22 protein-coding genes are annotated in these 26,448 nt (G+C 41.1%); 6 read left to right on the forward strand and 16 right to left on the reverse strand.

Annotated features, from left to right (window positions below; all coding sequences use genetic code 11):
* Positions 1-343: 343 nt before the first annotated feature.
* The 5 genes from LH29_RS04570 to LH29_RS04590 form a co-directional block, all read right to left on the reverse strand.
* The gene (locus LH29_RS04570) at positions 344-1,090 is read right to left on the reverse strand and encodes an energy transducer TonB (RefSeq protein WP_045026296.1); all 747 of its coding nucleotides are present in this window, start codon (positions 1,088-1,090) and stop codon (positions 344-346) included.
* Between the two features lie 177 nt (positions 1,091-1,267).
* Entirely contained in the window at positions 1,268-3,304 is a 2,037-nt protein-coding gene (locus tag LH29_RS04575) for a helix-turn-helix domain-containing protein (RefSeq protein ID WP_045026297.1), read from the reverse strand.
* Between the two features lie 463 nt (positions 3,305-3,767).
* Entirely contained in the window at positions 3,768-5,816 is a 2,049-nt protein-coding gene (locus LH29_RS04580) for a helix-turn-helix domain-containing protein (RefSeq protein ID WP_045026298.1), read from the reverse strand.
* 200 nt (positions 5,817-6,016) lie between these two features.
* Positions 6,017-6,574 (reverse strand): hypothetical protein, encoded by a 558-nt coding sequence (locus LH29_RS04585; protein WP_045026299.1) that lies wholly within the window; start codon positions 6,572-6,574, stop codon positions 6,017-6,019.
* Positions 6,575-6,679: 105 nt separating this feature from the next.
* On the reverse strand, positions 6,680-8,722 hold the full coding sequence (locus LH29_RS04590; RefSeq protein ID WP_198152344.1) for a helix-turn-helix domain-containing protein: 2,043 nt from the start codon (positions 8,720-8,722) through the stop codon (positions 6,680-6,682).
* Positions 8,723-8,896: 174 nt separating this feature from the next.
* Here LH29_RS04590 and LH29_RS04595 point away from each other — a divergent pair, with 174 nt between their 5' ends.
* Positions 8,897-9,328, forward strand: a complete 432-nt coding sequence (locus LH29_RS04595) for a hypothetical protein (RefSeq protein ID WP_045026301.1) — start codon at positions 8,897-8,899, stop codon at positions 9,326-9,328.
* Here LH29_RS04595 and kynU read toward each other — a convergent pair.
* The 4 genes from kynU to LH29_RS04615 all read right to left on the reverse strand — a co-directional run bounded on the left by kynU (position 9,321) and on the right by LH29_RS04615 (position 13,384).
* Positions 9,321-10,601, reverse strand: a complete 1,281-nt coding sequence (gene kynU / locus LH29_RS04600; RefSeq protein WP_045026302.1) for a kynureninase — start codon at positions 10,599-10,601, stop codon at positions 9,321-9,323. The two genes, LH29_RS04595 and kynU, sit on opposite strands and share 8 nt — an antisense overlap.
* On the reverse strand, positions 10,602-11,336 hold the full coding sequence (locus LH29_RS04605) for an SGNH/GDSL hydrolase family protein (protein WP_082063411.1): 735 nt from the start codon (positions 11,334-11,336) through the stop codon (positions 10,602-10,604).
* 70 nt (positions 11,337-11,406) lie between these two features.
* Positions 11,407-12,636, reverse strand: coding sequence for a [FeFe] hydrogenase H-cluster maturation GTPase HydF (hydF, locus tag LH29_RS04610; protein ID WP_045028712.1), 1,230 nt, complete (start codon positions 12,634-12,636; stop codon positions 11,407-11,409).
* Positions 12,637-13,069: 433 nt separating this feature from the next.
* Positions 13,070-13,384 carry a hypothetical protein gene (locus LH29_RS04615; protein WP_045026303.1) on the reverse strand — a complete coding sequence of 105 codons (315 nt, stop codon included), beginning with the start codon at positions 13,382-13,384 and terminating at the stop codon, positions 13,070-13,072.
* 208 nt (positions 13,385-13,592) lie between these two features.
* Here LH29_RS04615 and LH29_RS04620 point away from each other — a divergent pair, with 208 nt between their 5' ends.
* The gene (locus tag LH29_RS04620; RefSeq protein WP_045026304.1) at positions 13,593-14,858 is read left to right on the forward strand and encodes a sensor histidine kinase; all 1,266 of its coding nucleotides are present in this window, start codon (positions 13,593-13,595) and stop codon (positions 14,856-14,858) included.
* 2 nt (positions 14,859-14,860) lie between these two features.
* Positions 14,861-15,553: a response regulator transcription factor gene (locus tag LH29_RS04625; RefSeq protein ID WP_045026305.1), complete on the forward strand. Its 693-nt coding sequence runs from the start codon at positions 14,861-14,863 to the stop codon at positions 15,551-15,553.
* A 255-nt stretch (positions 15,554-15,808) separates the two neighbouring features.
* Here LH29_RS04625 and LH29_RS04630 read toward each other — a convergent pair whose 3' ends face one another.
* The 4 genes from LH29_RS04630 to LH29_RS04645 form a co-directional block, all read right to left on the reverse strand.
* Positions 15,809-16,111 carry a hypothetical protein gene (locus tag LH29_RS04630; protein WP_045026306.1) on the reverse strand — a complete coding sequence of 101 codons (303 nt, stop codon included), beginning with the start codon at positions 16,109-16,111 and terminating at the stop codon, positions 15,809-15,811.
* 188 nt (positions 16,112-16,299) lie between these two features.
* Positions 16,300-17,694 carry an aspartate ammonia-lyase gene (locus LH29_RS04635; protein WP_045026307.1) on the reverse strand — a complete coding sequence of 465 codons (1,395 nt, stop codon included), beginning with the start codon at positions 17,692-17,694 and terminating at the stop codon, positions 16,300-16,302.
* A gap of 93 nt (positions 17,695-17,787) precedes the next feature.
* Positions 17,788-19,179 carry a [FeFe] hydrogenase H-cluster radical SAM maturase HydG gene (hydG, locus tag LH29_RS04640; RefSeq protein ID WP_045026308.1) on the reverse strand — a complete coding sequence of 464 codons (1,392 nt, stop codon included), beginning with the start codon at positions 19,177-19,179 and terminating at the stop codon, positions 17,788-17,790.
* 35 nt (positions 19,180-19,214) lie between these two features.
* Positions 19,215-19,460, reverse strand: coding sequence for a TM1266 family iron-only hydrogenase system putative regulator (locus tag LH29_RS04645; RefSeq protein ID WP_045026309.1), 246 nt, complete (start codon positions 19,458-19,460; stop codon positions 19,215-19,217).
* Positions 19,461-19,848: 388 nt separating this feature from the next.
* Between LH29_RS04645 and hydE the strand changes: the two genes are divergently transcribed.
* Positions 19,849-20,907 carry a [FeFe] hydrogenase H-cluster radical SAM maturase HydE gene (hydE, locus tag LH29_RS04650; protein ID WP_157493564.1) on the forward strand — a complete coding sequence of 353 codons (1,059 nt, stop codon included), beginning with the start codon at positions 19,849-19,851 and terminating at the stop codon, positions 20,905-20,907.
* A gap of 194 nt (positions 20,908-21,101) precedes the next feature.
* Here hydE and LH29_RS04655 read toward each other — a convergent pair whose 3' ends face one another.
* The 3 genes from LH29_RS04655 to LH29_RS04665 form a co-directional block, all read right to left on the reverse strand.
* Complete coding sequence (locus LH29_RS04655) at positions 21,102-22,709, reverse strand: SulP family inorganic anion transporter (RefSeq protein ID WP_045026310.1); 1,608 nt, start codon at positions 22,707-22,709, stop codon at positions 21,102-21,104.
* Positions 22,710-23,004: 295 nt separating this feature from the next.
* Positions 23,005-24,483, reverse strand: a complete 1,479-nt coding sequence (locus LH29_RS04660) for an alpha-L-fucosidase (RefSeq protein WP_045026311.1) — start codon at positions 24,481-24,483, stop codon at positions 23,005-23,007.
* Positions 24,484-24,517: 34 nt separating this feature from the next.
* Positions 24,518-25,144 carry a copper homeostasis protein CutC gene (locus LH29_RS04665; protein ID WP_045026312.1) on the reverse strand — a complete coding sequence of 209 codons (627 nt, stop codon included), beginning with the start codon at positions 25,142-25,144 and terminating at the stop codon, positions 24,518-24,520.
* Positions 25,145-25,294: 150 nt separating this feature from the next.
* On the opposite strand from LH29_RS04665, the gene miaA reads away from it, so the two are divergent.
* Positions 25,295-26,218, forward strand: coding sequence for a tRNA (adenosine(37)-N6)-dimethylallyltransferase MiaA (miaA, locus tag LH29_RS04670; RefSeq protein WP_232302817.1), 924 nt, complete (start codon positions 25,295-25,297; stop codon positions 26,216-26,218).
* A gap of 43 nt (positions 26,219-26,261) precedes the next feature.
* A complete protein-coding gene (locus LH29_RS04675) occupies positions 26,262-26,441 on the forward strand; it encodes a hypothetical protein (RefSeq protein WP_045026314.1) in 180 nt (59 codons plus the stop codon).
* Positions 26,442-26,448: the final 7 nt, after the last annotated feature.

Below are 26,448 nucleotides of genomic sequence, written 5' to 3' on the forward strand. Positions count from 1 at the left end.
ATATAGCACGTTTTTCACCAGAAGTAAAAAAAGTTAATAACAGGGTTGAGAATTTTCGCAGGGACGATATTCCGCTAATTTAAACCGTGTTGAAGATGCGCTATTCACGTTAAGTTGTTGATAAGTAGCGAACTAAAAAAGAAACATTCCGGGCTCGATTCCTTAAACTTGTTGTACCCTTATTTTTTATCATTATACATTATTAAATGTGAGGGGTGGTCGTTGGGCTACCCTTTTTCTTTTTCCGAAAAAAAAGAAAACCACCCCTTGATTAAGAGGTGCCCCAATACTTAAATCTATGATACCTCCAATGGTCAGTTCCAATAAACGTAAATGTTAGCAGTTATTTTAATCCCAGCAGAGTTTCCAGTTCAGTGGTTCCTTTTTGGTTATTATAGTCTTCAAGTAACGTTAATGCTTCATCCGATATGCCTGAATGTTGCATTCTTGCCCAATCACCCATAGCTCCTTCTTTATCTCCCAATTCGTATTTGCACAAAGCGCGTCCTAATAAAAGACAATCTTCATTTGGGCGATAATTTATTCCATGGTTGAAAAACTTTAATGCTTTTTTTGCATTGTTTTTATTCATTAGTTCTTCTGTGCCTTTTGTCATGTAATGTTTTGCCAGTGCATCAAAATCTTTCTCACTGTTCAGCGATTCAAATTCTTTCCATTTAAATTCGATTGCAATTTCTTTTTCCATCGACACCGGCTCACCATTTGCCTCACCTGCTTTCCACATACCACAGGTGGTTAGTAAGATATCGTATATGGCTTCATCAATTTCCGATGCAACACTGTTTAATACTTCAAACGATGAAAGTTTGCCATCGGCACTCACTTCAAACCGAACCAACTCTGTTCCCTCTGCTCCAATACTGATTACTTCTTGCGGGTACTGCAGGTTATTGATAAGGTACTTTTCGAATGATGCAAAATCGTCCTCACCTGAGATTTGAGGATACTGAACTATTCCTGTAAACCTGGGAGGAGTAACTTTAATTTCCTCGAGTTCTGTTTGAGCCTCCTGAGCAAATAGCGATGACGTGGCCAGCACTATTGCAATAAGAATTGTAATTGTTTTCATGACTTTAAACTTTAATTTTAAAAAACTTTGTTGAATCAAAGGTCCGAATTAAAGTCATGTTCAAGGTAGAAGCTATTTGGAGGCTGGTTAAATCTATTTATTACCGCTTGAAATTATTAGTCAGTGATTAAAATTATGTCGCATCATTGAAATCAAGATGGATTTGTTGAGAGAAAATCAGTTGAATTCAATATTGTTCTCGAAGATCCAGTTCTTAACTTTTTGGTGTTCTATTTCATACCTGTCTCTATATCTTTTTTCCAACGATATGAATTGACTCTCGTTTCGAAGTTTATCAAACTGAGGATCGTTTTTCACAATATCATAAAGCCAAAACGGAATACATACCGGTTGGTCGATAATGAATTGCAGGTATTTGTATGCATTTTCTTTATCGCCTCTGAATGCATAAACCTCGGCAAGGTCTATTAATCGGAATTGGTGAAACGGGCGCTTTAAGTCGAGATCCTTTAGTGTGTTTTTAATTTGCAGGTCGAAATAATAATCCGCTTCGTCTTTTTTGCCAATTTGCCAGTATGCATATGCTACCCGGTGTACAACACCCAGTCCGTCGATGGCGTTTCGTTGTTCTAAAAAATCAATATACTCATCAAAGTACCGAACTGCCTCTTCATATTGTCCGGCATCGGAATAGGCTTTACCCAACAATAAAAGCAGGTTCGAATTTTGTGGATTTATGGCATATGCTTTCAAAAAATGCGCTGTACCTTTTTTATGATTTCGGTTGGCATTTTCGTAACCTGCTAAATTCATATGCCATAACATCGAATCATTATCAAGCTCGAAAGCTAGTTCTGCATAGTATTTTGATTCCTCAAAAAATCCTGCCTCGGAAAGATGGAATGAAAGGGTATGAAGCATCACTGGCTCAATTTCTCCACTTAGGGAAACTGCTTTGTAGTAGCTTTCTATGCACTTTGCCAAATCAATATATCTGTATATTCTACCTTTTAATTCATAAGCATTAAAATAACTACCGTTTATTGCAGTTGCTGCATCCAGCTCTGTAAGTGCTTTTTGCATTTCGTTCTGATGGTAAAAATACGTTGCCCTTGCCAGGTATGCTTTGTATGAATTGTTATTTATTTCAATAGCTTTATTTGCAAAATAAAGAGCAGAGTCCAGGAAGTTGTTTTTATGAATATTAAGCCAGTAATTTCTGTTCGTGTGAATAAAAGCAAGTTCTTCGTATGCTTTGTAATATAACGAATCAGCATTTAACGCTCTATATAAAAACAGCTCGGCATTTTTGTATAATTCAACATCTCTTTTTATGTCATCTCCATTAAGAATCTTGATTGCCTGCACATAGAATTTTTCTGCAGTAAGGCTATAAGGTGGAATGTTCTGAAGACTTTTTTTCTTTTGTTCGTTTAATGTGATATCAAACTCATTGGCAATATCTTGAACAATTTGTTGAACTACTCTCTGGCTTGTATTTTCCCCGATTGTAGCTTCTCCCGATTTTATAACAACACCGTCGCTGTTCCTTGTAATGTGCCAGGCGATTTTGGTGCTTCCATTTTCTCCCTGAATCAATGTGCGAATTGTATAGGCATCCACTGTTTTTTCTATTAGCTTTCTTCTATTACCGGATTGGCTTATATAATTTTCAAGTATATCCGGGTCATAAACCTTAATGCCCTGAATTGATGATAAACTATTAATTAAGACTTCATTCACCCAAATCGCATAATATTCATATTCCGAATTCCCTGAAAATTCAGTAGATGATACAATGAATGACCAGCTTTTTGGTCTGGCTGGTACATCTTTTTTTGAAGTGAAAACAATTATAAATATAATGAAGAAAGGAAATATAAAAGTTAATACTTTCAATACTTTTAATCGATCTGTATTTCCTTTTTTTTGTTGAATCTTTCTGTATTCACCCGGCGAACATCTGAAATATTCATGAAAGCATTTATTAAAGTAGGTTGCACTTGCAAAACCAACTTTGTAGGCTATTTCTGCAATCGTGAGGTTCTCGTTGAAAAGTAACTCGCTTGCTTTTTCGAGTCTCAGTTCACGAATAAACTGACTGATGGTTTTGCTTTCGTTTTGTTTTAGCCAGCGATGAAGCGTTGAATGGCTAATACCCATTTCCCGGGCAAGTTGTTCAGGGCCAAAATTTTCATTCTCCAGGTTTTCCTGAACGACTAAAGTGAGTTTTTGAATAAAATCATGGTTCATCTGAATAAAGGCGTAGCTTAGTTTTTTCCCTATTTCCCGTTACGGTTGAAGCAGATTATTGTTGCATTGGCCATTTTTCATCTCGGCATAAGAAAACCACCTCCACAATCAGAGGTGGTCCAAAACTTAATATTTAAGGAGGTTTGGGTGATTGCCCGGTTTTTAATTAAGGTTAGTTAGACAGGCAATACCCGGCACTTCTTCAATTTTTCTTTCTTTTCATGTTGTGAGACAGAAAAATATGTTGGCGATAAGGACTAATAACACGATTAAGATTTCATGACCTTAATTTTCAGAAAATGAAGAAATGACATTTAGTGAATTCAAAGTTCGGGAATAAAACGATACTTATGTTAGTAATAGAGCATCAGAAGGTAGAATCTATAGCTTTTGAGTTGAACTTATATTGCAAAAATTGAAATTATATTTCAAAACCACATTTATTGAGAGGTTTGGCCCTTCATTATTCTAACCGGATATTGTTGTTTTCGAGCCATACTTTCACTCGTTCGTGTTCAGCGTTGTATTTTGTCTCAACCCTGGCAACTATCTCTTTAAAATCAGGTTCTCCGCTGATTGTTTCAAATAGGGGATCTGTTTTTATTAGGTCTACCGTCCAGCGCGGCATTTTATTCAACTCGCTAAATTTTGATAGCCATAAATAAGCATTCTGTTTATCCCCATTGAAGGCATAAATACCAGCAAGATCGTAAAGTAAAAAATTGGAATAGTACCTGCCTGATTCGATTGCTTCGAGGCAGGAATTCTCCTGCAAATTAAAAAAATAGGCTGCTGAATCTTTCATTTCTTGTTGGTAATAAATGTATGCTATCCGGTGCATGGCATTAATAGTAAGATCTGCAGGAGTAGTGTTTAAATTCATGTATTTATTTAGATATGAAAATGCCTGCTTGTTTTGGCCTGCAAAAGAATAATAAATAGCCAGGTGCTGAAGAATTACAGTATTTGAAGAATTAAAGGTGAGCGCTTTTTCCAAAAGTTGAATAGATGTAGGGATGTCTTCGAGCGTTTCCTGGTTTAGAAGGTACAGAGCCGAATCGAAATCAAGATTTAAAGCTTCATGCCGGTAATGTTCTGCTTTCTCCGGGAATCCCGTACTCGAGTATGAACTTGCTAAAAGGCGTAAAATGGTAGGTAGCATAACTCCCTTATGACGCGATGCAGCCTGGTGGCAATAAAGTATTGTTTTTGAGAGGTCTTCAAAATTATACAACTGTGCCATCCCGAAATAGGCCATCCAGTTGTTCGGATTTAGTTGAATGGCTTTGTTGTATTCTGAAAGAGCTTTATCGTAAAAACCTTTTAAACGATTGTATTCCGCTTTAATAATATAAGCGTCGGAATTATTTTTGTCTATCGAAAGTGCTTTTTCGGCCAGCCAAAGAACCGAGTCGAGATAGTTCTCGGAGATGTTGGTTTTCCATACATTCTGATTCCATTCCAGAAGTGCCATTCCGGTGTAAATGGGTGCAAAGTTAGGGTCGTATTCAAGGGCTCTCGAATAGAGTTCCTTTGCGTTCCTCAGTGCCTGCTGGTCTTCGTTTATCCAGTATTTCCATTGCTGTTCGCGTGCACGTTGGTAAAAATCGTTGGCTATTAAACTTACTGTTGGTATTTTTTCAATTCGTTGTCTTTCGTCGGCAGTTATATTTGCTTCCATTACGTTTGCTATGGACAGAGCAATATCGCCTTGTGTTGCAAATAGTTGTTTTTGATCGCTATTATATCTTTCCGAAAACAGTATTGCTCCGTCATCGGCATTAATCAGGTTCACAAAAAGTACAATATCTGTTTCTGTTTCCTGAAAAGTTATTTTTAGCAAAGCACCTACCTTTAATTCTTCACCGATTCCTTCTTCAGGTATTTGGGTGGCCTGATACAGATTTACCGAATTCATGTCTACTACGCGCAGGTCTTTAATTTTTGCCAGGTTATTTTGTATGTCTTCGCAGATACCATCGGCCAGGTATTTGTGTTGCGGATCTCCAAGGTAGTTAACCGGAAGAACGGCAATTGATTTTTCTAGCGGAGATTTATTGGATAGCAGGTTATATTTCTCTATCGCAAACAAAATGATAATGGAAAGTAACAATACCGGCGCAACAACAAAAATGTACTTTTTTGAAAATTTTCTTTTCCGGGTTTGTAACGTTTCAGTTTGGATTGGCAGTTCTCTTTTTTTGAATTCGCCCGGCGAACATCCGAATTGCTCATGAAAGCATCGGTTAAAATAGGTAGCGCTTCCAAAGCCAACCTTATAGGCAACTTCCGAGATGGTGAGGTCTTCGTTCAAAAGTAATTCGCTGGCTTTTTTTAGTCTGATATCGCGAATAAACTGGCTGATGTTTTTATTCATAGATTGTTTTAGCCAGCGATGAACCGTTGAATGACTAACTCCTGTTTTATGAACAAGCTGATCCGGCCCAAAATCTTCATCCGCAAGGTTTTCCTGCACAATTAGGGTGAGCTTTTGAATAAAATCATGGTTCATTTATGTTAAGGTATGAATTCGTGGTTTTTTTCCCTACCACAAAATACGTTGGAAGCTGTTTATTGTTGCATTTGGGTTGAACAGACAAATGATAGCTGGCTAATGAGTATGAAAAGCTTAAACGGTTTTGCTTCATATAAATAAACCACCTCAGAATTCTAAGGTGGTTTATTTATATGAAGTAAGTCTTGTAAATTCTGTTATTTTAGAATTAGTGTGATTTCGCCTTCTTCTTTCCAAGTTATGCCTCCGGTTTCAGAAACCATAACTGCCTCTAGAATTTGAGTGGTGCCGGAAACTCCTTCAAACCGGCCTGTTCCTCCCACAAGGTCGTTGTGTCCCCAAATATCGCCGGTGGCAACATTAATATACATATGGCAAATTACATAGGTTCTGTTCCCATTTGTTCTTAGAACATCTGCGCTAACAACATTATGCGCAACAGGTCCGTCTGGTGTGATTGTTACATCGCACGAAACTTTTTCGTAAGTGCTTTCTTCCTGTACAACCGTGCCTAAGATGTTTTCATGCCCGGTTACCCAGCCTCTGGTACAAAAGGCAATTCCATAATCTTCCGGGGTGCAGGGGAACATGCCTGAATCCCAATCTGGTATAACTTCAGCCCAACCTTTAATTTTAAAAGTCTGTGTTTTTTCCAACTTGGCACTTTTTAGACTGTCTTCAGTTTCAATATAATCATCCTGGCAAGCTGTAGCCACAATGAATATTCCGATCAATAAAAAGATAATACGTTTCATGACAAAATGTTTAAAGTTAGTAGTGGCTACAAATTCTGAAATTTAAGCTTGCCAGGTATAGCAACTATGTTTGGGAATGTTAGATGTATATGTCAAAAGTTTCGATTATGAGTCAAGCGATAGTGGACTTAATAATTCTTGCTGGATGGCCCAGCTTTTAAGTTTATCACGTTCTGTTTCTGCCTTGGTTTTTACCCGGTATAAAATTTCCTGAAAACCCGGATCATTGCGAATGGCATTTAGCAGCGGATCATTTTTCATGTAGAAATAGATAAACCAGAGGTTGGTGTTCTGTTGTTGCACTTTTCTTAGGTTCTCGAAAGCTTTGTCTTTTTCGTTTAAAATGGCGTAGGTGGCTGCAAGGTCGTAAAGCGCTTCTTCTGCATTTCCCATTGCAATTAACTTTTGGCTGGCATCAATTTGCCGTTGAAAGTATTTTGTTGCGTTTAGCGTATCGCCATTTACCAGGTATACATAGCCTATCCGATGATGCTCGTTGTTTAGTTTAAAATTGATATTGTTCGAGATTTGTAAAATTCGTTCATTATAAAATGTCGCTTTCTTATACTCTTTCAGTAGAATATAATTGAAAGCCAACAGGCTATTTGTGTTTAAGTTGGTTGAATCGATTGACCGGGCGTTCAGTGCATACTCGGTGGCTTCAACAAAATGCTCTTTATATTCCTCAATGAGCGCTAATCGCCGGAAATAATACATCGAGTCGTTATCATACGATAGTTTCCGGTTAATTAGCTCCTGCCCCTCGTCGAATAAGCCGTTCAGAATAAATATAAAAACCAGGTTATCGAGCATTATGGGGTATTCCGGCCCTCTGCGCCGTTTTGTTGCTTCAAGAATATTCTGCGCCGATTTAATGCTGTTTTTTAATAAAAAGAAATTACCTAAACCATAATAAGCCTGCCAGCTATTTGGATTAAAATGCAAGGCCTGTTCGTATTGCCCAATGGCCTTATCCGAAAAGCGGGCGCGGTAATAATCGCCCCGCAATGTATAGGCATCTGACAGGGTGTTGTCGAACGACAAAGCCTTGTTGGCAAGACTTAAAACAGTGTCGAGATAAGTATTCTTAAAAATATCGGACCACGTGGTTTTATCGTAAGCAATCTGGGCCAGTCCAACATAGGCCTGCGCATAAGTAGAGTCGTTGTTTAGTGCTTTTTGGTAGTAATCTTCAGCCTTGCTTAACGATTCGAGATCGGTGTTGTTTTTCCAGTATTCCATATGTGCCGCCCGGCCCAATTGATAAAAATCGATGGCTTCTGAACTGAGGGTAGGTACTTTTTTTATTCGCGCTTTTTCATCAGGTGTTATAAAGGCATTTAACTGTTGCGCTATTGCCCGCGAAATATTACTTTCCACATCCAATATATTTTCGAGACCGGAGTTATAAGTGTCCGACCACTCAATTTCTCCGCTTTTTGTATTGGTAAGGTGAACAATCAATTTCATTTTGTTATCTTCTGTGTGCAGGTCGCCCTTTAGGAGATAATTTACACCCAGTTTTTTTGCCAGATGGCTGTCAGTTTCTTTACTGTCAGTATCAATTGCCGGAATTGAAAGTACTACCAGGTTTTCAATCATCGATAGTTTGCTGGTAATTTCAAGCATCATCACATAGGCGAGGTATTCCTTGTCTTTTCCCGATCCCAAATAGTTAAAGGGTAATACGGCAATCGTTTTTTCGACAGTATTTTTATTGGCAAACAACGAAAAACGATGGTTGGGAATTAAAAAAAATATGAGGAGTAGCAGAATAAGCAGAAGGGAAATAATTCGATAGTACCGGTTTTCTGTTTTTTTCGACTTGAACTTCTTTTTAAACTCTCCGGGAGGCATCCCAAATTCATCGTGAAAACATTTGTTAAAATATGCCGGACTTCCAAAACCAACCTTGTATGAAATTTCGGCAATTGTATGGTCGTCGGTTAAAAGTAATTCTTTGGCTTTGTTTAAACGAATTGCCCTGATAAACTGGCTGATGGATTTCCCCGAATGTTCTTTAATCCGTCGATGAAGGGTGGAATGACTTTTCCCAATGATTTCAGCCAGCTGCTCAGGCCCAAAATGCTCATTTTCCAGGTTGTCCTGCACAATTTGGGTGAGTTTCTGAATAAAATCAAGGTTCATCTGAATTAAGGTATGAATTAGCGGTTTTTTACATACCTCAAAATACGTTGGAAGCTCATTATTGTTGCATTTGATTCGGATATGGAATTTTTCTCCGTGGTGATAGATTAAAATTGCACAAAGCATTAAACTTTTTTACCGGGTTTTGGTCTTACCAAACGTAACAGGCTCGTAATGAAACTAAAATCGATTTTCCCGAAATTTATTGAGTGGCTGATATCGCCCGCGGTGTTTGGCAGCAAAAAAAAGCTTATTCCCGGCAAGTGGCATTTGTTTGAATATTACGTAGATGAGGGAGAGGAGCTGTTACATATTGATGAAGCTGAGTTGAAGAAGAAGAAAATAATGTACGTTTTTTCTTTTCTCGAAAATCATGAATTTATTGTGGACGGAAATGCGCCGGTAAAATTGCTGGAGGGATCAACCGAAGGAAAGTGGAGCGTCGCCCGAAACTTTATCACATTAATTAATCCGAAAGAGTTCAGGAACAATATTGAGTTTCAGTTTGCTTTTGAAAAAGGCAATTTGAAATTGCTAAAAAAAGATGCCATGGGCAAGATCGAGTTTTTTGGCTTCTTTCATGCGCCAAAACAAAATCCTAAGTAACTTCTGATTTTTGCGTTGAAAATTGCTCGTACTCTTTGTTTTTTATAATCTCCTTAAGGCGTTGAGCCGTGAGCCGCACTTCGTTAAAAGTTGTGTAAAGCGGCGTAAATCCAAAACGAATATTGTTTGGAGCACGAAAATCGGGAATGATTCGAATCCTTGATGTTTTTGGATGAATTAAAGCCTGGCAAATGCGGTAAGCTTCGTCGTGTTTTAATGAAACGTGCGATCCCCGTTTTTCTGGCTTCGCCGGAGAACCTACTTCAAAACCATAATTACGTAATTCTGTTTCAGCCAGGGAAAGAAAGAACTCGGAAAGCCGGATGCTTTTTTGATGAATGGTTGCCATCCCGGCTTCGTTGATCATATCAATGCCGGGTTCTATGGCCATAAGATTTAATACCGGAGGTGTTCCTGTCAGGAATTTTCGAATACCCTTTGCAGGGCGGTAGTTTAAATCGAACTCAAAAGGTAGAGCCTCGCCAAACCAACCCTGAATGGGAGATGATAATTTTTCCTGTAAATCTTTCCGAACGTAAAGAAAAGCAGGTGAACCCGGACCGCCGTTGAGGTATTTGTAGGTGCAGCCAACCGCCATATCTGCATTGCATTTATTCAGCTCAATTTCAACAGCACCAGCAGCATGACTAAGATCCCAAAGAACAAGTGCTCCCATTTTTTGCACGTACCTGGTTATTTCTTCCAGCTGGTACATAAAAGCACTTTTAAATGCCACCAACGACAGCACCACCAGGGCCGTGTTTTTTGTGATTATCGATTTTAGCTCTTCCGTGTCAATTGTAATGCCGTCAGCTGTTTGCGCCAGTTCGAGTTTATATTCCGGGCCAAATTCCTTTAAAAGTCCCTGTAAAATGTACAGGTCGGTAGGGAAATTGAGTGTGTCGCTTACAATTTTAGTTTTTCCTTTCTGCAGTTTCAGCGTGGCATGTGCCAGTTTGTAGAGGTTAACCGATGTACTGTCTGAAACAATTACTTCTCCTTCCGAAGCACCAATAATTGGAGCGATTTTATCGCCAAGCTGAGCGGGTTTTTGGTACCAATACCGGTTCCAGCTTTCGATTAGTTCCGTTCCCCATTGTTTTTCCACCACTTCAGAAAGCAACGCTTTGGTTTTAATTGGAAGGCGGCCAAGCGAATTTCCATCGAGGTAAATGGTATTCTCCGATTTGATGTAAAACCGGCTTCGGAATTTATTTAATGGATCGTCTCTGTCAAGTTGTTTGGCTAAAACAAGGTTCTGGTCAGTTGTCATTTATTTTTGGCTTTCGAGTATTTTTTTTGCTTCAGGAAGAATTTTTTCTACCCAGCGCCGGTACATTTCTCCCGAAGGGTGCAATCCATCGGAAGCCACAAGCGTTTCATTGTTAAGTGCTTCGCGCGATATGGCAGTTATCTCCACGTAACGCGCATTGGCCTGCTGTGTTTCCTGAAAATTTATAGCGTTGTATTCATCAATTTCTTTGGCAATCTGTTCCGGGTTGCGGCTTTTCCCAAAAGGAGTAACTCCATAATCGGGGATTGAAATTACAATTACGTTTTGAGCCTTGTTACCCGCATATTTTATTGCGGTTTGCAGGTTGTTCCTGAATTCTCCCCGGTATTCGTCGGCGCTTCTTCCCCTGTACTGGTTGTTTACGCCAATTAACAAGGTCACTAAATTGTAGGAGTTTTTTAGATTCTCATTTTCAATGGCAGCGGCCAATTCATCGGTGGTCCAGCCGGTGCGTGCCACAATTTTTGCAGCTTGCATTTCAAAACCTTCAGCTTTTAATTGTTCAACCAGTTGAACCGGGAAACGTTGGTTTTCGGCCACGCTTTCGCCAATGGTGTACGAATCGCCTAAAGCAAGGTAATAAAAGGTAGAATCCTTATCCGCATTTTCGACAGGATCACCTGGTTCCGGTTGTTCATTCATAATTACGGGGTCTTCTTTGTCGGTGCAGGCCAGTCCTGCAAACATCAATATTAAAAAAACTATCCGGCTCATTTTTCTCTTTTATTCTTTTAACAACTCAGCTTTGTTCCGGGTTTGAAAAAAGCATTCAGTATTTTAGAAGCTAATTTCCAACCCCGTTTTTATAAATGTCTAATGCTGCCGGGAATGGTTGCAAAGCACGCTCAAAAATTCCAAGCGAATAGGCAATGGTCAATCCGTAATTCGTAATTGCAACTCCTGCTTGTTTGGCTTTCATAATTCGGCTTAACATTTCGCGGCGGTTCCACATGCAGGCTCCGCAATGTATGATAAGTTTATAATCGGAAATATTAGGCGGGAAATCGTGCCCGCGTGTACTTTCAATTTCCAGTTTGCCGCCGACATACTGGGTGAGCCAGCGCGGAATTTTTACGGTGCCAATATCTTCGCCAATGGGGTGGTGCGAGCAGGCTTCGGCAATTAAAACCTTATCGCCGGTTTTTAGCTTGTCGATGGCCATGGCTCCGCGAACCATTTCGTTTAGATCGCCCTGGTGGCGTGCAAACAAAATGGAAAACGAGGTTAGTGGTATTTCCGGAGGCGTGTCGGCAGCCACTTTTAAAAAGGCTTGCGAATCGGTAACAACCATTTTTGGCGGCTTGTTAAACCGTGACAATGCTTCGCGCAATTCGCGTTCTTTTACCACCATACAAAATGCATCGCTGTCCAATAAATCGCGGATGCTTTGCACCTGAGGTAAAATCAGTCTGCCTTTTGGTGCTTCTTTATCGATGGGAACTACCAAAACCGCTGCTTCTCCGGCACCAACTAGGTCGCCTAAAATACTGGGGCGATTTATAAAATCAGCAGGAGCTGAATTCAGCAATAACTGTCGTAACTCGAGTAATCCTGTTTTTTCGATTACTGAAGTCTGCACCAGCTTTATTTTTTGGCCATCAAGAGCACCGATAATTTCAAAGTTTTCTTCGTACAGATCGCACTTGTTAAACACCACCACAAACGGAATCTCGCGCTCGTTAAACTCTCCGATAAGCGATTCTTCGTATTCCCCCCAATCGTTAAAATTCGAAACAATTACACCCAAATCTGTTCGGTCGAATACGGCAAGTGTTTTGGCAATTCGTTTTTCGCCAAGTGCTCCAACATCGTCGATTCCGGCTGTGTCGATAAAAAGTAACGGCCCCAAAGGAAGTAGCTCCATTGGCTTTTCAACCGGGTCGGTGGTAGTTCCGGCAACATCCGAAACAATAGAAACATCTTGCTGTGTTAAAGCATTTAACAGGCTGGATTTGCCGGCATTTCTGCGGCCAAAAATTCCAATATGTAAACGAAATGATTTTGGTGCTCTCATGTTTTCTGTTTTGCGCGACTGAAAGTACAAATTCAATCCAATTCACACAATTATTGGAATAAAAAATAGATTCTGCCGTTGTGTAAAAGTTCGTTGCTGCGAGAAAGCAGGCTCCCGGCAATGCCAAAAGGGCTTCTTCTCATTAAAAAAGGTGCTTCTCCCACCTCTGCAGGCAGTTCTCCCACGTTTTTTTCCGGTTCTCCCATAAAAAAAGATGTTCTCCCACGGTTTTTGGTGTTTCTCCCAGGCTTATGAACAGTTCTCCCATGCCTGGATGTCGTTCTCCCTTACATTTGTCTTGTTCTCCCGTGGGAGAGTTTACAAAATGTAAGGGAGGATTGGTTTTTTCGTGTGAAAATTTACTTTTTGTTTGCGATGAGGCATAAAAAAAGGGTGCCGAAGCACCCTTTAATTGATTTATTTGAAGTTGATTTTACTTCGATCCTCCACAACAACTTTTTTTCTCAGTGGTGGCTTTTTTGTCTCCACAGGTTTTACCCGATGCTTCACAACTTTTCTTTTGTGCGTCGGTGCAACCTGTTGCCTTCTTGTCAGATGTTTTAGTCGCTGTAGCTTTCTTTTCTGTTTTCTTCTTTTTTTCTTCCTCTTCTTTGTTGATTACAACCGAATTATCGTCGGCAACAACAGTAACTTCCGATTTTTTTGTTGTATTAACCTTTGCATTTGTACTTGCCATGGCAACACTAAAAGCAGCAATAAGAGTGATTACAATTAGAATTCTTTTCATGATTTTTTAGTTTTTTTTTGTGATCGTGATACAAATATATTGTTTACTGATTAAAGTATGCGTTAATGCGAGGTTAAAGTAATTAACGGCCGGACTGATTGTTGATTTAATGGTTATTTTTGATTTTTATAAACGCCATAAAACAATTGGTTATCAATATGGTTATGGTAGTAAATAGTTCATCGACGAGGATAAGGGAAATTTATACGTGAAAACAGTATTCAGAAAATATACATTTCTGTTAGCATTGCTCATTATTCTGGCACTGCTGGCAACACAAATAAAATGGATTGTTTATTCCATTCGCTTTCAGGACAAAGTATTTGAGAAAAGTGTGGAGTTAGCTTTAAGCGAAACTATGACAAATCTTACTGCCGATAAACCATTGTGTAACAAGGTTAAAGCTTGTGTTGATTGTGACTCCGTTCGCCTGAAAACACAACTGACATCATCAGGTGTTTGGCAAAAAATTCACGACGCTATTCAAGACGAATTAAAATCATACGACATCGATCTGGATTTCGAAATGTACGTTCTTGAAGATGGTTCGGAGGAGCTAAAAGTAATCGAGGCCGAATACGATAAAGGATTGTATTACTCGCGTTGTATGGGCGGAATACTTGGGCAGACCGGGTATCAATTGGTGGTGGAATTTCCGTCGCGAACCCGTTTTTTCTTTGCCACGGCAGGTTACATGTTCCTTGGGTCGGTAATTCTGATCTTCCTGCTTATCCTTTCGCTCCTTTATCTTTTGCGCATTTATAACCGCGAAATTCGTATTGCCAAACATACCAAAGAGTTGCTGAATAATGTGAGTCATGAGTTTAAAACGCCTTTGTCGTCAATTGCTCTGGCATCGAATATGATTCGTAAAAAACGCTATGGTGAGGATGAGCAAAAATTAAGCAGTTACGCAGATCTGATAAGCAAAGAGAACCGTAAACTTCAAAACCTGGTAGAAAGTTTATTGCGCCTGGAAGCTGTGGAGCGAAACGAATTTGATTACAACAAAGAAGAAACATCGATAGAGGATGTGGTAAAAGAAGCTGCATCAACCTGCGAAATGTTGCTGAATGAAAGGTACGGACGAATTACATACGATTTTGAAGCAGGGAACACTCCGGTTTTTATAGATCGGTTGCACTTTATAAACGTGTTCGTTAACCTGCTTTCGAATGCTATAAAATACTCCAAGCGCAATCCTGACATTGCTATTTCTACCCATATTGAAAACGATAAGCTGGTAATCCTGGTAAAAGATAACGGAATTGGTATCCCATTTAAATTTCAAAAGTATATTTTTGATAAGTATTACAGGGTGCCAACGGGCGATGTGCACAACGCCAAAGGTTTTGGAATTGGGCTGGCCTACGTTAAACAAATTGTAGAAGCGCATAACGGAACCGTTGCTGTTGAAAGTACAAGCGATGAAGGGACTGTTTTTAGGATTCAACTGCCACTAGAAAAATCGTAAAGATGGACGAAAAAAACTTAAACATTATTTTAGTTGAGGACGACCTTAACCTTGGATTTTTGTTAGAGGATTTTTTGAAAAGCCGCGGAGTTGGCGTTACGCTGTACCGCGACGGAGAAGAAGGGCTGGAGGGCTTCAAAAAAAACGGAGATTTCAACTTTTGCATTTTTGATGTGATGCTCCCGAAAATGGATGGATTTACACTTGCCAAAAAGGTGAAAGCTGTTCAACCTGAAATTCCCGTAGTTTTTCTTACGGCGCGCGCCATGAAAGAAGATAAAATGAAAGGCTACAATATTGGCGCCGACGATTACATCACTAAACCTTTTGATGAGGATGAGTTGTGGTGTAAAATTGTGGCCATCAGTAAACGCAGCGATTTTATCCAGGAAGAAAGCGAAACCGTTTACCAGGTGGGTGCTTATGAGTTCGATTATGAAAACCTTTCGCTCAGTTTGGATGGAAATATAAAACGCCTTACAACACGCGAGGCCGAAGTGTTGCGTATGCTTTGTAAGGAGAAAAAGAATGTAGTGCGCCGCGAGCAGATTCTTACTGCCATTTGGGGCGAAAATGATTATTTTGCCGGACGAAGCCTTGATGTATTTATCTCGAAACTTAGAAAGTATTTCTCCGGAGATCCTTCAATTTCTATCGAGAATGTGGTGAAAGTGGGTTACATTTTACATTGCTAGAAAAACTCGTTCGAGATTATTGGAAGTTACCAATAGGCATGGCCGATTTTTTTTCATTCCCTTTTGTTCCCCTTCAATGGGGAATTCGTATTAGACTACTGCAATAGCTTATCGCAAATCCTCCTTGTGAAGGAGGTGGCTGCCGAAGGAAGCCGAGGATGATTTTACGGGGACCTGTTTTTACGAGCCAGACTTTCATAAAAAAAAAGTCGCTCATTAATTAATGAACGACTTTCGTTTATGAATGGTAATCAACTATGATTTACCTGATTTTTCGCCACCACAAGTTTTGCTGCAGTCGCTTTTCTTTTCTGCTGATTTTTCGCCACCGCATCCGTCAGCTTTTGCTTTGGCTTTTGCCTCACCTCCTGAACAACCTTCGCCTTTAGCTTCAGATTTTGCGGCTTTTTTGGCATCTTCTTTCTTCTCTTTTTCTACTTTATCAGCGTTGTCTACAACCTGAACGATTTCATCGTTGGTAACAACTGTTGCTTCAGTCATTGCTAATGATACTCCGTAAACTGCAACAAACGCTAAAAGAAATAATACTTTTTTCATGATTTACAATTTTAGTTATTAATGAAAATTTTTGTCTCAATGTTTATTTAGACTCAATATTAATAACTAATACAATTAAAAGCAAGTCAAGAATGAGATAAATCAGTCTTTATTTCATGCGAATTATATAACAAGCAGGAATACAGCAGGTTGCAGTCATGTTAATGTGTTGTTAAAAATGTTAATGCTTAGTTGCCTAGGCGACAAACTGCTTCGGGAGTGATCAACTGATCAAATTCATCGGCAGTTAAATGCCCTGATTTTAAGGCTGCTTCCTTGATGGACAGGCCGTTGTTTTCACTCAGTTTTATGATTTCGGAACAGCGGTCGTAGCCAATTTTGGGAATAAGCGCAGTAATTGTAGCCGTTGAGTTATTTACATGCATCAGGCAAACCTCTTCATTGGCGGTTATACCTGAAACACATCTTTCGCTGAATAATTTACAAGCATTTTTAAGTAAATCGATCGACTCAAGAAAAGTGTGGGCAATTAGCGGCATAAACTGGTTGAGTTCGAGATTTCCGGTGCTGCAGGCTTGTGCCACAACCTGATCGTTGCCCATAACTTTTATGGCGGCCTGTGCCACAGCTTCAGGAATAACCGGATTTACTTTTCCCGGCATAATCGATGACCCCGCCTGAAGTTGCGGCAGGTTAATTTCTCTCAGTCCGGCATGCGGGCCGCTGGATAACAAGCGAAGGTCGTTGCTGATCTTTAGTAAATTAACAGCACAAGCTTTTAAGATTCCCGAAACTTCCACAAAAACATCTGCGTTTTGTGTTCCGTCAATCAGATTTTCGCTGCGTGCCAGGCCAATATTGGTGTTTTCGCGTAGTTTGTCGACAACCCTAAAAATAAACTGTTTGGGTGCACCAAGCCCCGTTCCTATGGCTGTTCCACCAAGATTTACCACGCGCAATCTTTCTTCGCATTTATAAATGCGCCATCTGTCGCGGTTAAATGCTTCGGCATAGGCGCTCATTTCGCGTCCTAATGTTGTTAAAACGGCATCTTGCAATTGTGTACGGCCAATTTTTACGATGTGTGCAAATTCCTTTTCTTTTTGCTGAAAAGCCTCTTGAAGATTCAGCACATGTTGTTCCAGATCGCGCAATAAACGTATGGCAGCAATTTTAAGTGCAGTGGGGTAGGTGTCGTTGGTGCTTTGGTGCAGATTGATATCATCAAGTGGAGAAATGGTGGCATAATCGCCCAACTCTTTTCCAAGAATTTGCAGAGTACGATTAGCCAGCACCTCGTTCACATTCATATTGGTAGATGTTCCGGCACCGCCCTGCAAAGCGTCCACCACAATGTGCTCATTCAGTAATCCCTGACTCATCTCAAAAGCAGCCTTTTCAATGGCTTCAGCTTTTGTTTTATCTCCCCAAAATCCGAGTGTATTATTGGTTTGTGCACAGGCCAGTTTTACCTCGCCGTAAGCTTTAATAAGTTCGGGATGAACCTGCTGCCCCGAGATGGGGAAATTCTCTACCGCGCGAGCTGTATGAATGCCCCAAAGCGCATCGGCCGGTAGTTGTTTCTTTCCAATAAAGTCACTTTCTTCTCTTGTGTTGACCATGATTCGTCGGATTTTCCTGATTACATGATTTGGTAGTTGCTCGTCACTCGTCACTCGTCACTCGTCACTCAACGCTCGTGGCTCGCAGCTGTTTTAACAATAAACATCGTCGCGTCCGGCTTCTACACGATTTACCAGTTTTTCAGCTCGTTGTTTTGCTATGCCGCTCATTCCTGCAATGGTTTCACGAATTAGCTGGTCGCCAATTTCACGTGTTTCCGACGATGCATAATTTTGCAAATATTCTTTAAAAGAACTAAGCCCGTTAGGGGCACAGTGCAAACGAATGTCGCCCGGTTTTGCCAGGTCCATAAAATCCTGTCCTGTTCTACCCATGCGGTAACAGGCTGTGCAAAAAGAAGGAATATAACCCATTGATGCCACATCGCGAATTACTTCATCCAGCGGACGGTGATCGCCAAGACTAAACTGGCCTGAGATTTCATTGGCTTCTTCATAACCTCCCGGATTGGTTTTGCTTCCCGCTGAGATTTGGCTCACTCCCAACGCAAAAGTATCGCGGCGCATTTTGGCGGTTTCGCGTGTCGACATGATTATACCGGTGTAAGGAACCGCCAAACGAAGAATGGCTACGATTTTTCGGAAATCGATATCCGATACCGGGAATGGCGGGTGCGATGCCATATCGCTGTTGGTTGCCGGCTCCATACGCGGAACACTGATGGTGTGCGGGCCAACTCCAAATTTATCTTCCAGCTCGAAAATATGCTGCATCATCGCCATTATCTCAAAACGATAGTCGAAAAGGCCAAACAATACGCCAATTCCCACGTCGTCGATTCCGGCTTCCATGGCGCGGTGCAATGCCCAAACACGCCAGTTGTAATCGCGTTTTTTTCCGCCCACATGAACCTTTTGGTAGGTTTCGCGGTGGTACGTTTCCTGGAAGATCTGATAGGTGCCAATACCTTCCGCTTTTAGTTGTTTGAATTCGTCAACAGCGAGCGGAGCTACGTTAATATTCACACGGCGTATTTCTCCGTGCTCATTTTTAACGCTGTACACGCTTCGAATCGACTCCAATACATAATCAAATCCTTTTTTCGGATACGACTCTCCGGCAACAAGCAGTACTCGTTTGTGTCCCTGGTTGATGAGCACTTCTGTTTCGCGAGCAATGTGTTCCTGCGATAGTGCATGGCGGTCGATTTCCTTATTCGTTGCCCTGAAAGCGCAGTACAAACATTCGTTCGCGCACAGGTTTGAAATGTAAAGTGGCACAAACAACACCAGTCGTTTGCCATAAATGGTTTCTTTAACGGTGTTGGCCGTGTTAAAAAGTTCGCCCAGCATTTCCGGATCGCTGATTGAAGTTAAAACCGCTACATCAGCAAGGTTTAAACCTTTCATTTCGGCCGCCTTGGCAAGTACTTCCTTTAATTGTGCCGGTTCGGGATTTTTGTTTTGCTCCAGTGTTTCCCAAACTTTGGTTTCGTTGATAAAATCGGCAGGTACGTTGTACATATTTTTTATGAGTTAAAAGATCGGTTTTTATTCTACTATTTTTTGGCAAGGCCTGATTTTACAGATACACCCGGAATGTTTCCCAATTTTCCGGTTAGTTGGCCCAACTCATCGGTTGTGGCATCAATTACAAGTGTAATAACGGAATAGTTTTCTCTTGCATTGGGCAGACCGGTGCGGGCCAGAATAAGTTCAGAGTACTGACTTAGTACCTGGTTTACGCTTCCCGATGATTTTTCACGGTTTTCAATTATTATACCTACAAAACCCAGTCGTTTCATTTTTAGTATTGAGATTTGAGTCCTTAGTAATGAGAATACTGCATACTCAGTTAATCAATTAAATTCTGCGGGAAATAATGGAGATAAAGGAATTGAAAGACTTTTGCTCCCGACGTTTATGTCGGGATTTGGCTGTGGCCGATTTTCAATTCGCCCAGCAAAGCTGATCTCAACTTTGTCTTTTTGTTTTTGCCTTGTTCTCCCTAAAGTCAGCCGTGACCTTCCCGCAGGATTGTGGTACAAAAGTAAATTTAATTTCCATTGACTAACATGAGAAATGTTGTAAAGTGCTAATGTTATGCAACGTAGTTCTAAAACATAACATACCGTTTCGTTCTTGAGCTTTATTGCGCAGAAAAGCATATTTTTGTGGCTCAAAATATTTGGTTTGGATAAACAGGAAATCATACAGTTACTAAAGACCACAGGCGAAGAGCGCACCGCACTTTTAAAGCGGGCACAGGAGGTGAAGGTAAAAGAAACAGGGAATAAAGTCTATTTCCGCGGTTTGGTGGAGTTTTCGAATATTTGCGCCAAAGACTGTTTGTATTGCGGTATTCGTAAGGGAAACGACAAAGTTATTCGCTACGACGTGAGCGATGAAGAGATTTTGGAATCGTGTCGTTTTGCCTGGGAAAATCGATTCGCTTCGGTGGTGTTGCAATCAGGCGAACTATCGTCGCCGGCATTTATAAAACGGGTTGATGATTTACTGAAAAAGATCAAGCAGATTTCGAACGGAGAGTTGGGAATTACACTAAGCTGCGGAGAGCAAAGTCTGGAAACCTATCGTCGCTGGTTCGAGAGTGGGGCACACCGGTATTTATTACGCATCGAGTCATCGAATCGTGAACTTTACTATAAAATTCATCCTGAAAATGAAACTCATTCTTTTGAGAAGCGAATAGAAGCCTTAGAAAACTTAAAAACTGCCGGTTACCAGGTAGGAACAGGAGTGATGATCGGATTACCTTTTCAAACCTACGAACACCTTGCCGACGATCTTTTGTTTTTCCAAAAACTCGATATTGATATGTGCGGAATGGGGCCTTATCTCGAGCATGAGGACACGCCTTTATATCAATATCGTCACCTGCTAAAAACAAAGCAGGAACGTTTTGATCTGGCCCTGAATATGATTGCTGTTTTACGCTTGTTAATGCCTGATATTAATATTGCTGCTGCCACTGCTTTGCAGGCCATTGATCCGGCAGGACGTGAAAAGGCGTTGGCCATTGGCGCAAACGTAATTATGCCGAATTTAACGCCAACGGCGTACCGCGAAGAATATCAGCTTTACGAAAATAAACCCTGTTTGGACGAGGATGCCGAATTGTGCCGTAATTGTCTGGAAGCACGAATTCATATGGCCGGTTCGGAAATTGGTTATGGCGAATGGGGTGACTCGAAACATTTTCAGAGCCGAAAGAAAATGGAACGCAGATAACACTGATTTAGCAGAATTTCGCTGAAGATTTTTTAGAAAACATCTTCGAGCATCCGAAAAATCTGCGTCTTCAGCGTTCTAAATCGAACAACAAAAAAGCAGCCTAAAACTGAAAGATGAACATTGTTTTTGTTTCAGGCCGCTTTCAAAGCTAATCCGTAAAAGCTTTTCTGCATTTAATGACAAGTTTTTGTTTACGAGGTTGCATTTTTATTCAATTTTGCCTGTAACTTAATTAACTTGTTGTAGTGGTCGATGGCCACAAAATAATTCGGATCTTCCAATACATTTACATCGCAAATAGCTTCTGCCTTTTTCACCAGTTTAATACAATCGTGGCTTAGGTGGCGAAGGTGGATTGTTTTGCCTGCTTTTTGGTAACGCTCGGCCAGTTTGTTAATGGCTTCAATTGCCGACTGATCGGCAATACGCGACTCTTTAAAGTCGACGATAACCTCATTGGGATCGTTTTGTACATCAAACTTACTTTGGAAAAGTGCAGTAGATCCAAAAAACAGAGGGCCAAAAATTTCGTAGTGTTTAATGCCATGTTCGTCTACACTTTTGCGGGCACGAATACGCTTGGCATTTTCCCACGAAAATACCAGTGCTGAAACCACAACACCCGCTAACACGGCTATTGCCAAATCGAAAGCCACGGTAAGTCCGGTAACCAGAAGTATTACGATAAGATCGGAAACCGGAATTTTATTGATGATATTGAAAGTACTCCAGGCAAAGGTGCCAATTACCACCATAAACATAACGCCTACCAGTGCTGCAATCGGTATCATTTCAATGTACGATGAGGCGAACAAAATAAAAACCAGCAACATTACGGCTGCAACAATCCCCGATAAGCGTCCTCGTCCACCCGATTTTATATTGATGATACTTTGACCGATCATGGCACAACCGCCCATTCCTCCAAAAAATCCGTTAACGATGTTGGCCAATCCCTGAGCTGCAGCCTCGCGGTTTCCGCTACCACGTGTTTCGGTTAGCTCATCAACAAGGTTCAGTGTCATTAAAGATTCTATCAGTCCAACTGCTGCAAGTATCATTGCAAATGGGAAGATCAATTTTAAGGTCTCGAGATTGAATGGAATGACAGGAACATCAAACGTAGGCAGGCCGGCTTTAATACTGTCGCCGCCACCACTTTGAATAAAACTACGTACTGTTTCCGTTTCAATATTTCCGAAGATTACAATGGCAGTAACCACCAAAATTCCGATCAGTGCTGCCGGTATGGCTTTACTTAGTTTTGGGAGAAGAACCATTATCGCCATGGTTAGGCCAACCAGCCCAAGCATGGTGTACAAAGGCGTTCCGCTTAGCCATTCGCCTCCGGCTTTAAACATATTCAGCTGCGACAGGAAAATAACAATGGCTAATCCGTTTACAAAGCCCATCATTACCGAGTGAGGCACCAGTCGAATAAACTTTCCGAGTTTGAAAAAGCCAAAAAGTGCCTGTATCGTTCCGGCCAGAATTAATGTGGCAAATAGGTATTGCAAACCTTGTCCGTCGCCTATGGCGTTACCCTGTTGTACCAGGCTAACCATTACAACGGCCATCGCTCCTGTTGCTCCCGATATCATTCCGGGGCGGCCTCCAAATATGGAAGTAATCAGCCCCATCATAAACGCACCGTACAAGCCAACAATTGGCGACACGCCTGCCACAAAACTAAAAGCCACCGCCTCGGGTACCAGTGCCAGTGCAACGGTTAATCCCGAAAGGATATCATCTTTTATGCTTCCCTGCTTCTTATCTATAAATTTAAATTCAAACTTCATTCTTTCTACTTGTTTCTGGTGTGGAAAAACCCGGAAGGTGGGAGACCCCAGCACTATGGCTGGTTGGAGAAGATGGTTTTGTATTCTCCAGAAGTCTCGTTCCGGCGGATTATCAATAAAAATTCAAAAAGACTATTCGTTTAATTGTTCGTGCAATTAAAGGGCGCGAAAATAGAGCAAATTTTTAGAAAATATGTTGTAGAGCATATTTGAAGGGGGATTGTTAATGTAGGGGTAAAGTGCCTTTAGGGGAATGAAAATAAAAAGGAGGCATCTGCTTGCCTCCTTTTTAGCGCTACTCAATAGCTGATATTTTTACTGCCCAGGCTAAATCGCAAGGCAGGTTTTTCCGAATGCCGGAAGGGATGGTAACTTTTACCCCATCGTTGGTGTTTTGCCACTTTAGGTTGCCTTTGGCACCCAGTAGCGTAAGTTTGGCATTTTTAGCCGCTTTTATTCCTTTTACCGTAAACGATGCAGGAAGTCCGCTGCCGTCTTCTTCTTCAAGATATAGCGCATAAACTGCTTTTGTATCTTTTTGCTGACTCAGACAAATATTGTCGGTTTTATATGGCGGAATGGCGCGTGTTGAGTAGATGGCTTCGCCGTTTACATCAATCCAGTTGCCCATGGCAGCCAGTAATTCGTAAGCTCCTTCGGGCCATCTCCCATCGGGGCCGGGAGCAATATTGTACAACAGGTTTCCGCCTTTTGCCACAATATCAATCAGCATATGAATGGCTTGTTTTGGTGTCATGAATGATGCATCCGGCACCCACGACCAGCCGCCACCGGCAATAATACAGCTTTCCCATGGGTAAGGAAGTTGCGTCTCCGGTACCTTATTTTCCGGTGTCAGGTAGTTTTGGTTTGGTCCTTTTACTGCACGGTCAACTACAATTAATCCGGGTTGTTTTTCGCGGGCTTTGGCCGCCAGCTCATCCATTTTTATATCCTGATCGATTACGCGGTTTTTGATAAAACCACCCGGGGCTTCTTCATGTCGGCTTTTATAATATTCTTCCAGGGCCTCATCCGACTGTTTACAAACCCAGCCACCATCGAGCCAAAGAATGTCGATTTTTCCGTAATCGCTCATCAGCTCCATAATCTGGTTGTGTGTGAAATCCACAAACTTGTTCCATTTCTCGGGATAAAGTCGCGGATCGTAATTTACGTTTCTGTCCAGCGGCGGAAATTTCGGGTCCCAATAGTAGGGGCTGTTCCAGTCGGGTTTCGAGAAATAAGCACCTGCCCACAATCCTTCGTTACGAAAAGCATCAAAAATTTCTTTGGTAACATTTGCCTTTGGATTCGAGCTAAACGGAGACTCGGGACTGGTAATTTTATAATCGGTGTATTTCGAGTCGAACATACAAAAACCGTCGTGGTGTTTGGTGGTAAAAACCACGTATTTCATTCCGGCATCGGCAGCTGCTTTTGCCCAGTCATCAGGATTAAAACCGGTTGGGTTAAACGACAATTTCAGGTTTTCATATTCCTTTTTGTAGGTAAAGTAATCTTCGGGATTACTGCCTTTTTTGCGTTCGCACCACCCGTAATCCTCTGGGCAAATCGACCACGATTCCACAATTCCCCACTGACTGTATGCCCCCCAGTGCATCAGTAATCCAAATTTCAAATCCTGCCAGTCTTCCAGCTTATCCAATACTGCCTGGTCGGTTGGCCATTCATAGCCGGTAATTTCGTGTTCCAACTGGGCATTTACCATTAAGGCCAGAAAAACCGGTAGTATTACCAGTAATTTTTTCATAGTTCGATTATTTAGGTTTTGTTTGAATTAATTTCTACAATGTCAGGTCGCCAACAATTTTACGGCCGTGTAATTCAGTTGTGCCCGTAAGCTGTTGAATTTCGTTAACGTTTTCATTGGTTACTTTTCCGGCAACCAGAATGGTAATCTTTCCTTCTGTTTCGGCAATCATTTTGCGGATTACTTCCTGTCCTTCAAGCGCTGTGGCTTTTCCGCCTGAACTAAGAATTCGTTTAATATTGGGGATGGTTTTTAAAACGCGCACGCCTTCAACCGGATCGTCCATTTCGTCGATTGCTTTATGAAAAGTAACTTCCAGTGGTTGTGCATATTCAACCAGCATTTTAGTGTGTTCCACATCAATTTGATTCTCCTTTGTTAACAAGCCTAACACGATGCCCGCAGCGCCTGCTTCTTTGGCGTAATTAATGGCCACTTTCATTTGTACCAGTTCAACATCCGAATAAACAAAATCGCCGGCACGTGGTCGTGCCATAACCATTACCGGAATCTTTAGGGCAGCCACGGTTCTTTTCATCAAACCAAAAGTTGGAGTGAGTCCGTCATTGGCCAAATCTGCACATAACTCAATTCGATTGGCGCCTTTCTCTTCAGCAAGCAAGGCTTCTTTTAACGATTCAACACATGCTTCTTTTATCATTCTATGGTTTTTTCGTATAATGGCATCAAAGATAAATATTACGACAATGATTTATAAAAACAGAGATGGTTTTTTAAATAATTTAAAAAGTAATTGAAAAATGGATAAGCCACTTATATTTTGTTATTTTGTGGCTAAAACTAGGGAATTTTGAAAACCAATTTAGTTACAATACTAGGCCCAACGGCAACCGGAAAAACCGGTTTGGCTGCACATTTGGCCGCACAGTTAAACGGAGAAGTTATATCGGCCGACTCACGACAGGTATATCGTGGAATGGATTTGGGAACCGGTAAAGATTACGAAGATTATTTTGTTGATGGCGTGGAAGTGCCGTCGCATTTGGTGGATATTGAAGATGCCGGTGCGCATTACAATGTTTATCGTTTTCAGACCGATTTTATTAAGGTTTTCAACGAGATACAATCGCGTGGAAAATTTCCGGTGTTGTGCGGTGGCAGTGGTTTATATCTCGAGGCGGTTTTACGAAACTACCGATTAATTGAAGTTCCGCCGAATAAAAAATTGCGAAAAGAACTGGAAGGAAAATCGCTGGAAGAACTCACCAAAATTCTGAAAGATTTAAAGCCTGAATTGCACAACGAAACCGATGTGGAAACCGACAGACGTGCGATTCGTGCGATTGAAATAGAACATTATTATCGTGAACACCCGCAGGAAGATTCGGAAATGCCCGAAATAAACAGTCTGAATGTGGGGATTGATTTCGACCGGCAAATGCGCCGCCAGCGAATTACAACCCGCTTAAAACAACGACTTGACGAGGGAATGTTGGACGAGGTGCAGAAATTGCTTGATTCAGGTTTAACACCGGAGCAACTGATCTATTACGGACTGGAATATAAATTTCTGACACTGCATTTAATTGGCGAGTTGAATTTTGATGAGATGTTCAGCAAGTTGGAGATAGCCATTCATCAGTTTGCCAAGCGCCAGATGACGTGGTTCAGAGGAATGGAAAAGCGGGGAACAAAAATTCACTGGATAAACGGGCACTTGCCAATGGATGAAAAAGTTGGTGAAATTTTGAAACTGTTAGAAAAACCTTCGTAAAAAGGAAAAGATAACAATCAATAATCATTTAAACCGAATTGTCATGGCTGAATCAAATTGTGCAGATTGTACACTTCGTGCCAAGTACGATCAAAAACCAAAATCGTTTGCCGGCCGCTTTTGGCGCTGGCACATCAACTGGTGCCCGGGCTGGAAAGGGTATATGAAATCGTTGGATGAGGCAGAACGTGCTGAAATAAAACAGCATTACCGGCTAAAATAGAGTGCTA

Origin of the sequence: Draconibacterium sediminis (assembly GCF_000949475.1) — a bacterium.
Classification (GTDB): Bacteria; Bacteroidota; Bacteroidia; order Bacteroidales; family Prolixibacteraceae; genus Draconibacterium; species Draconibacterium sediminis.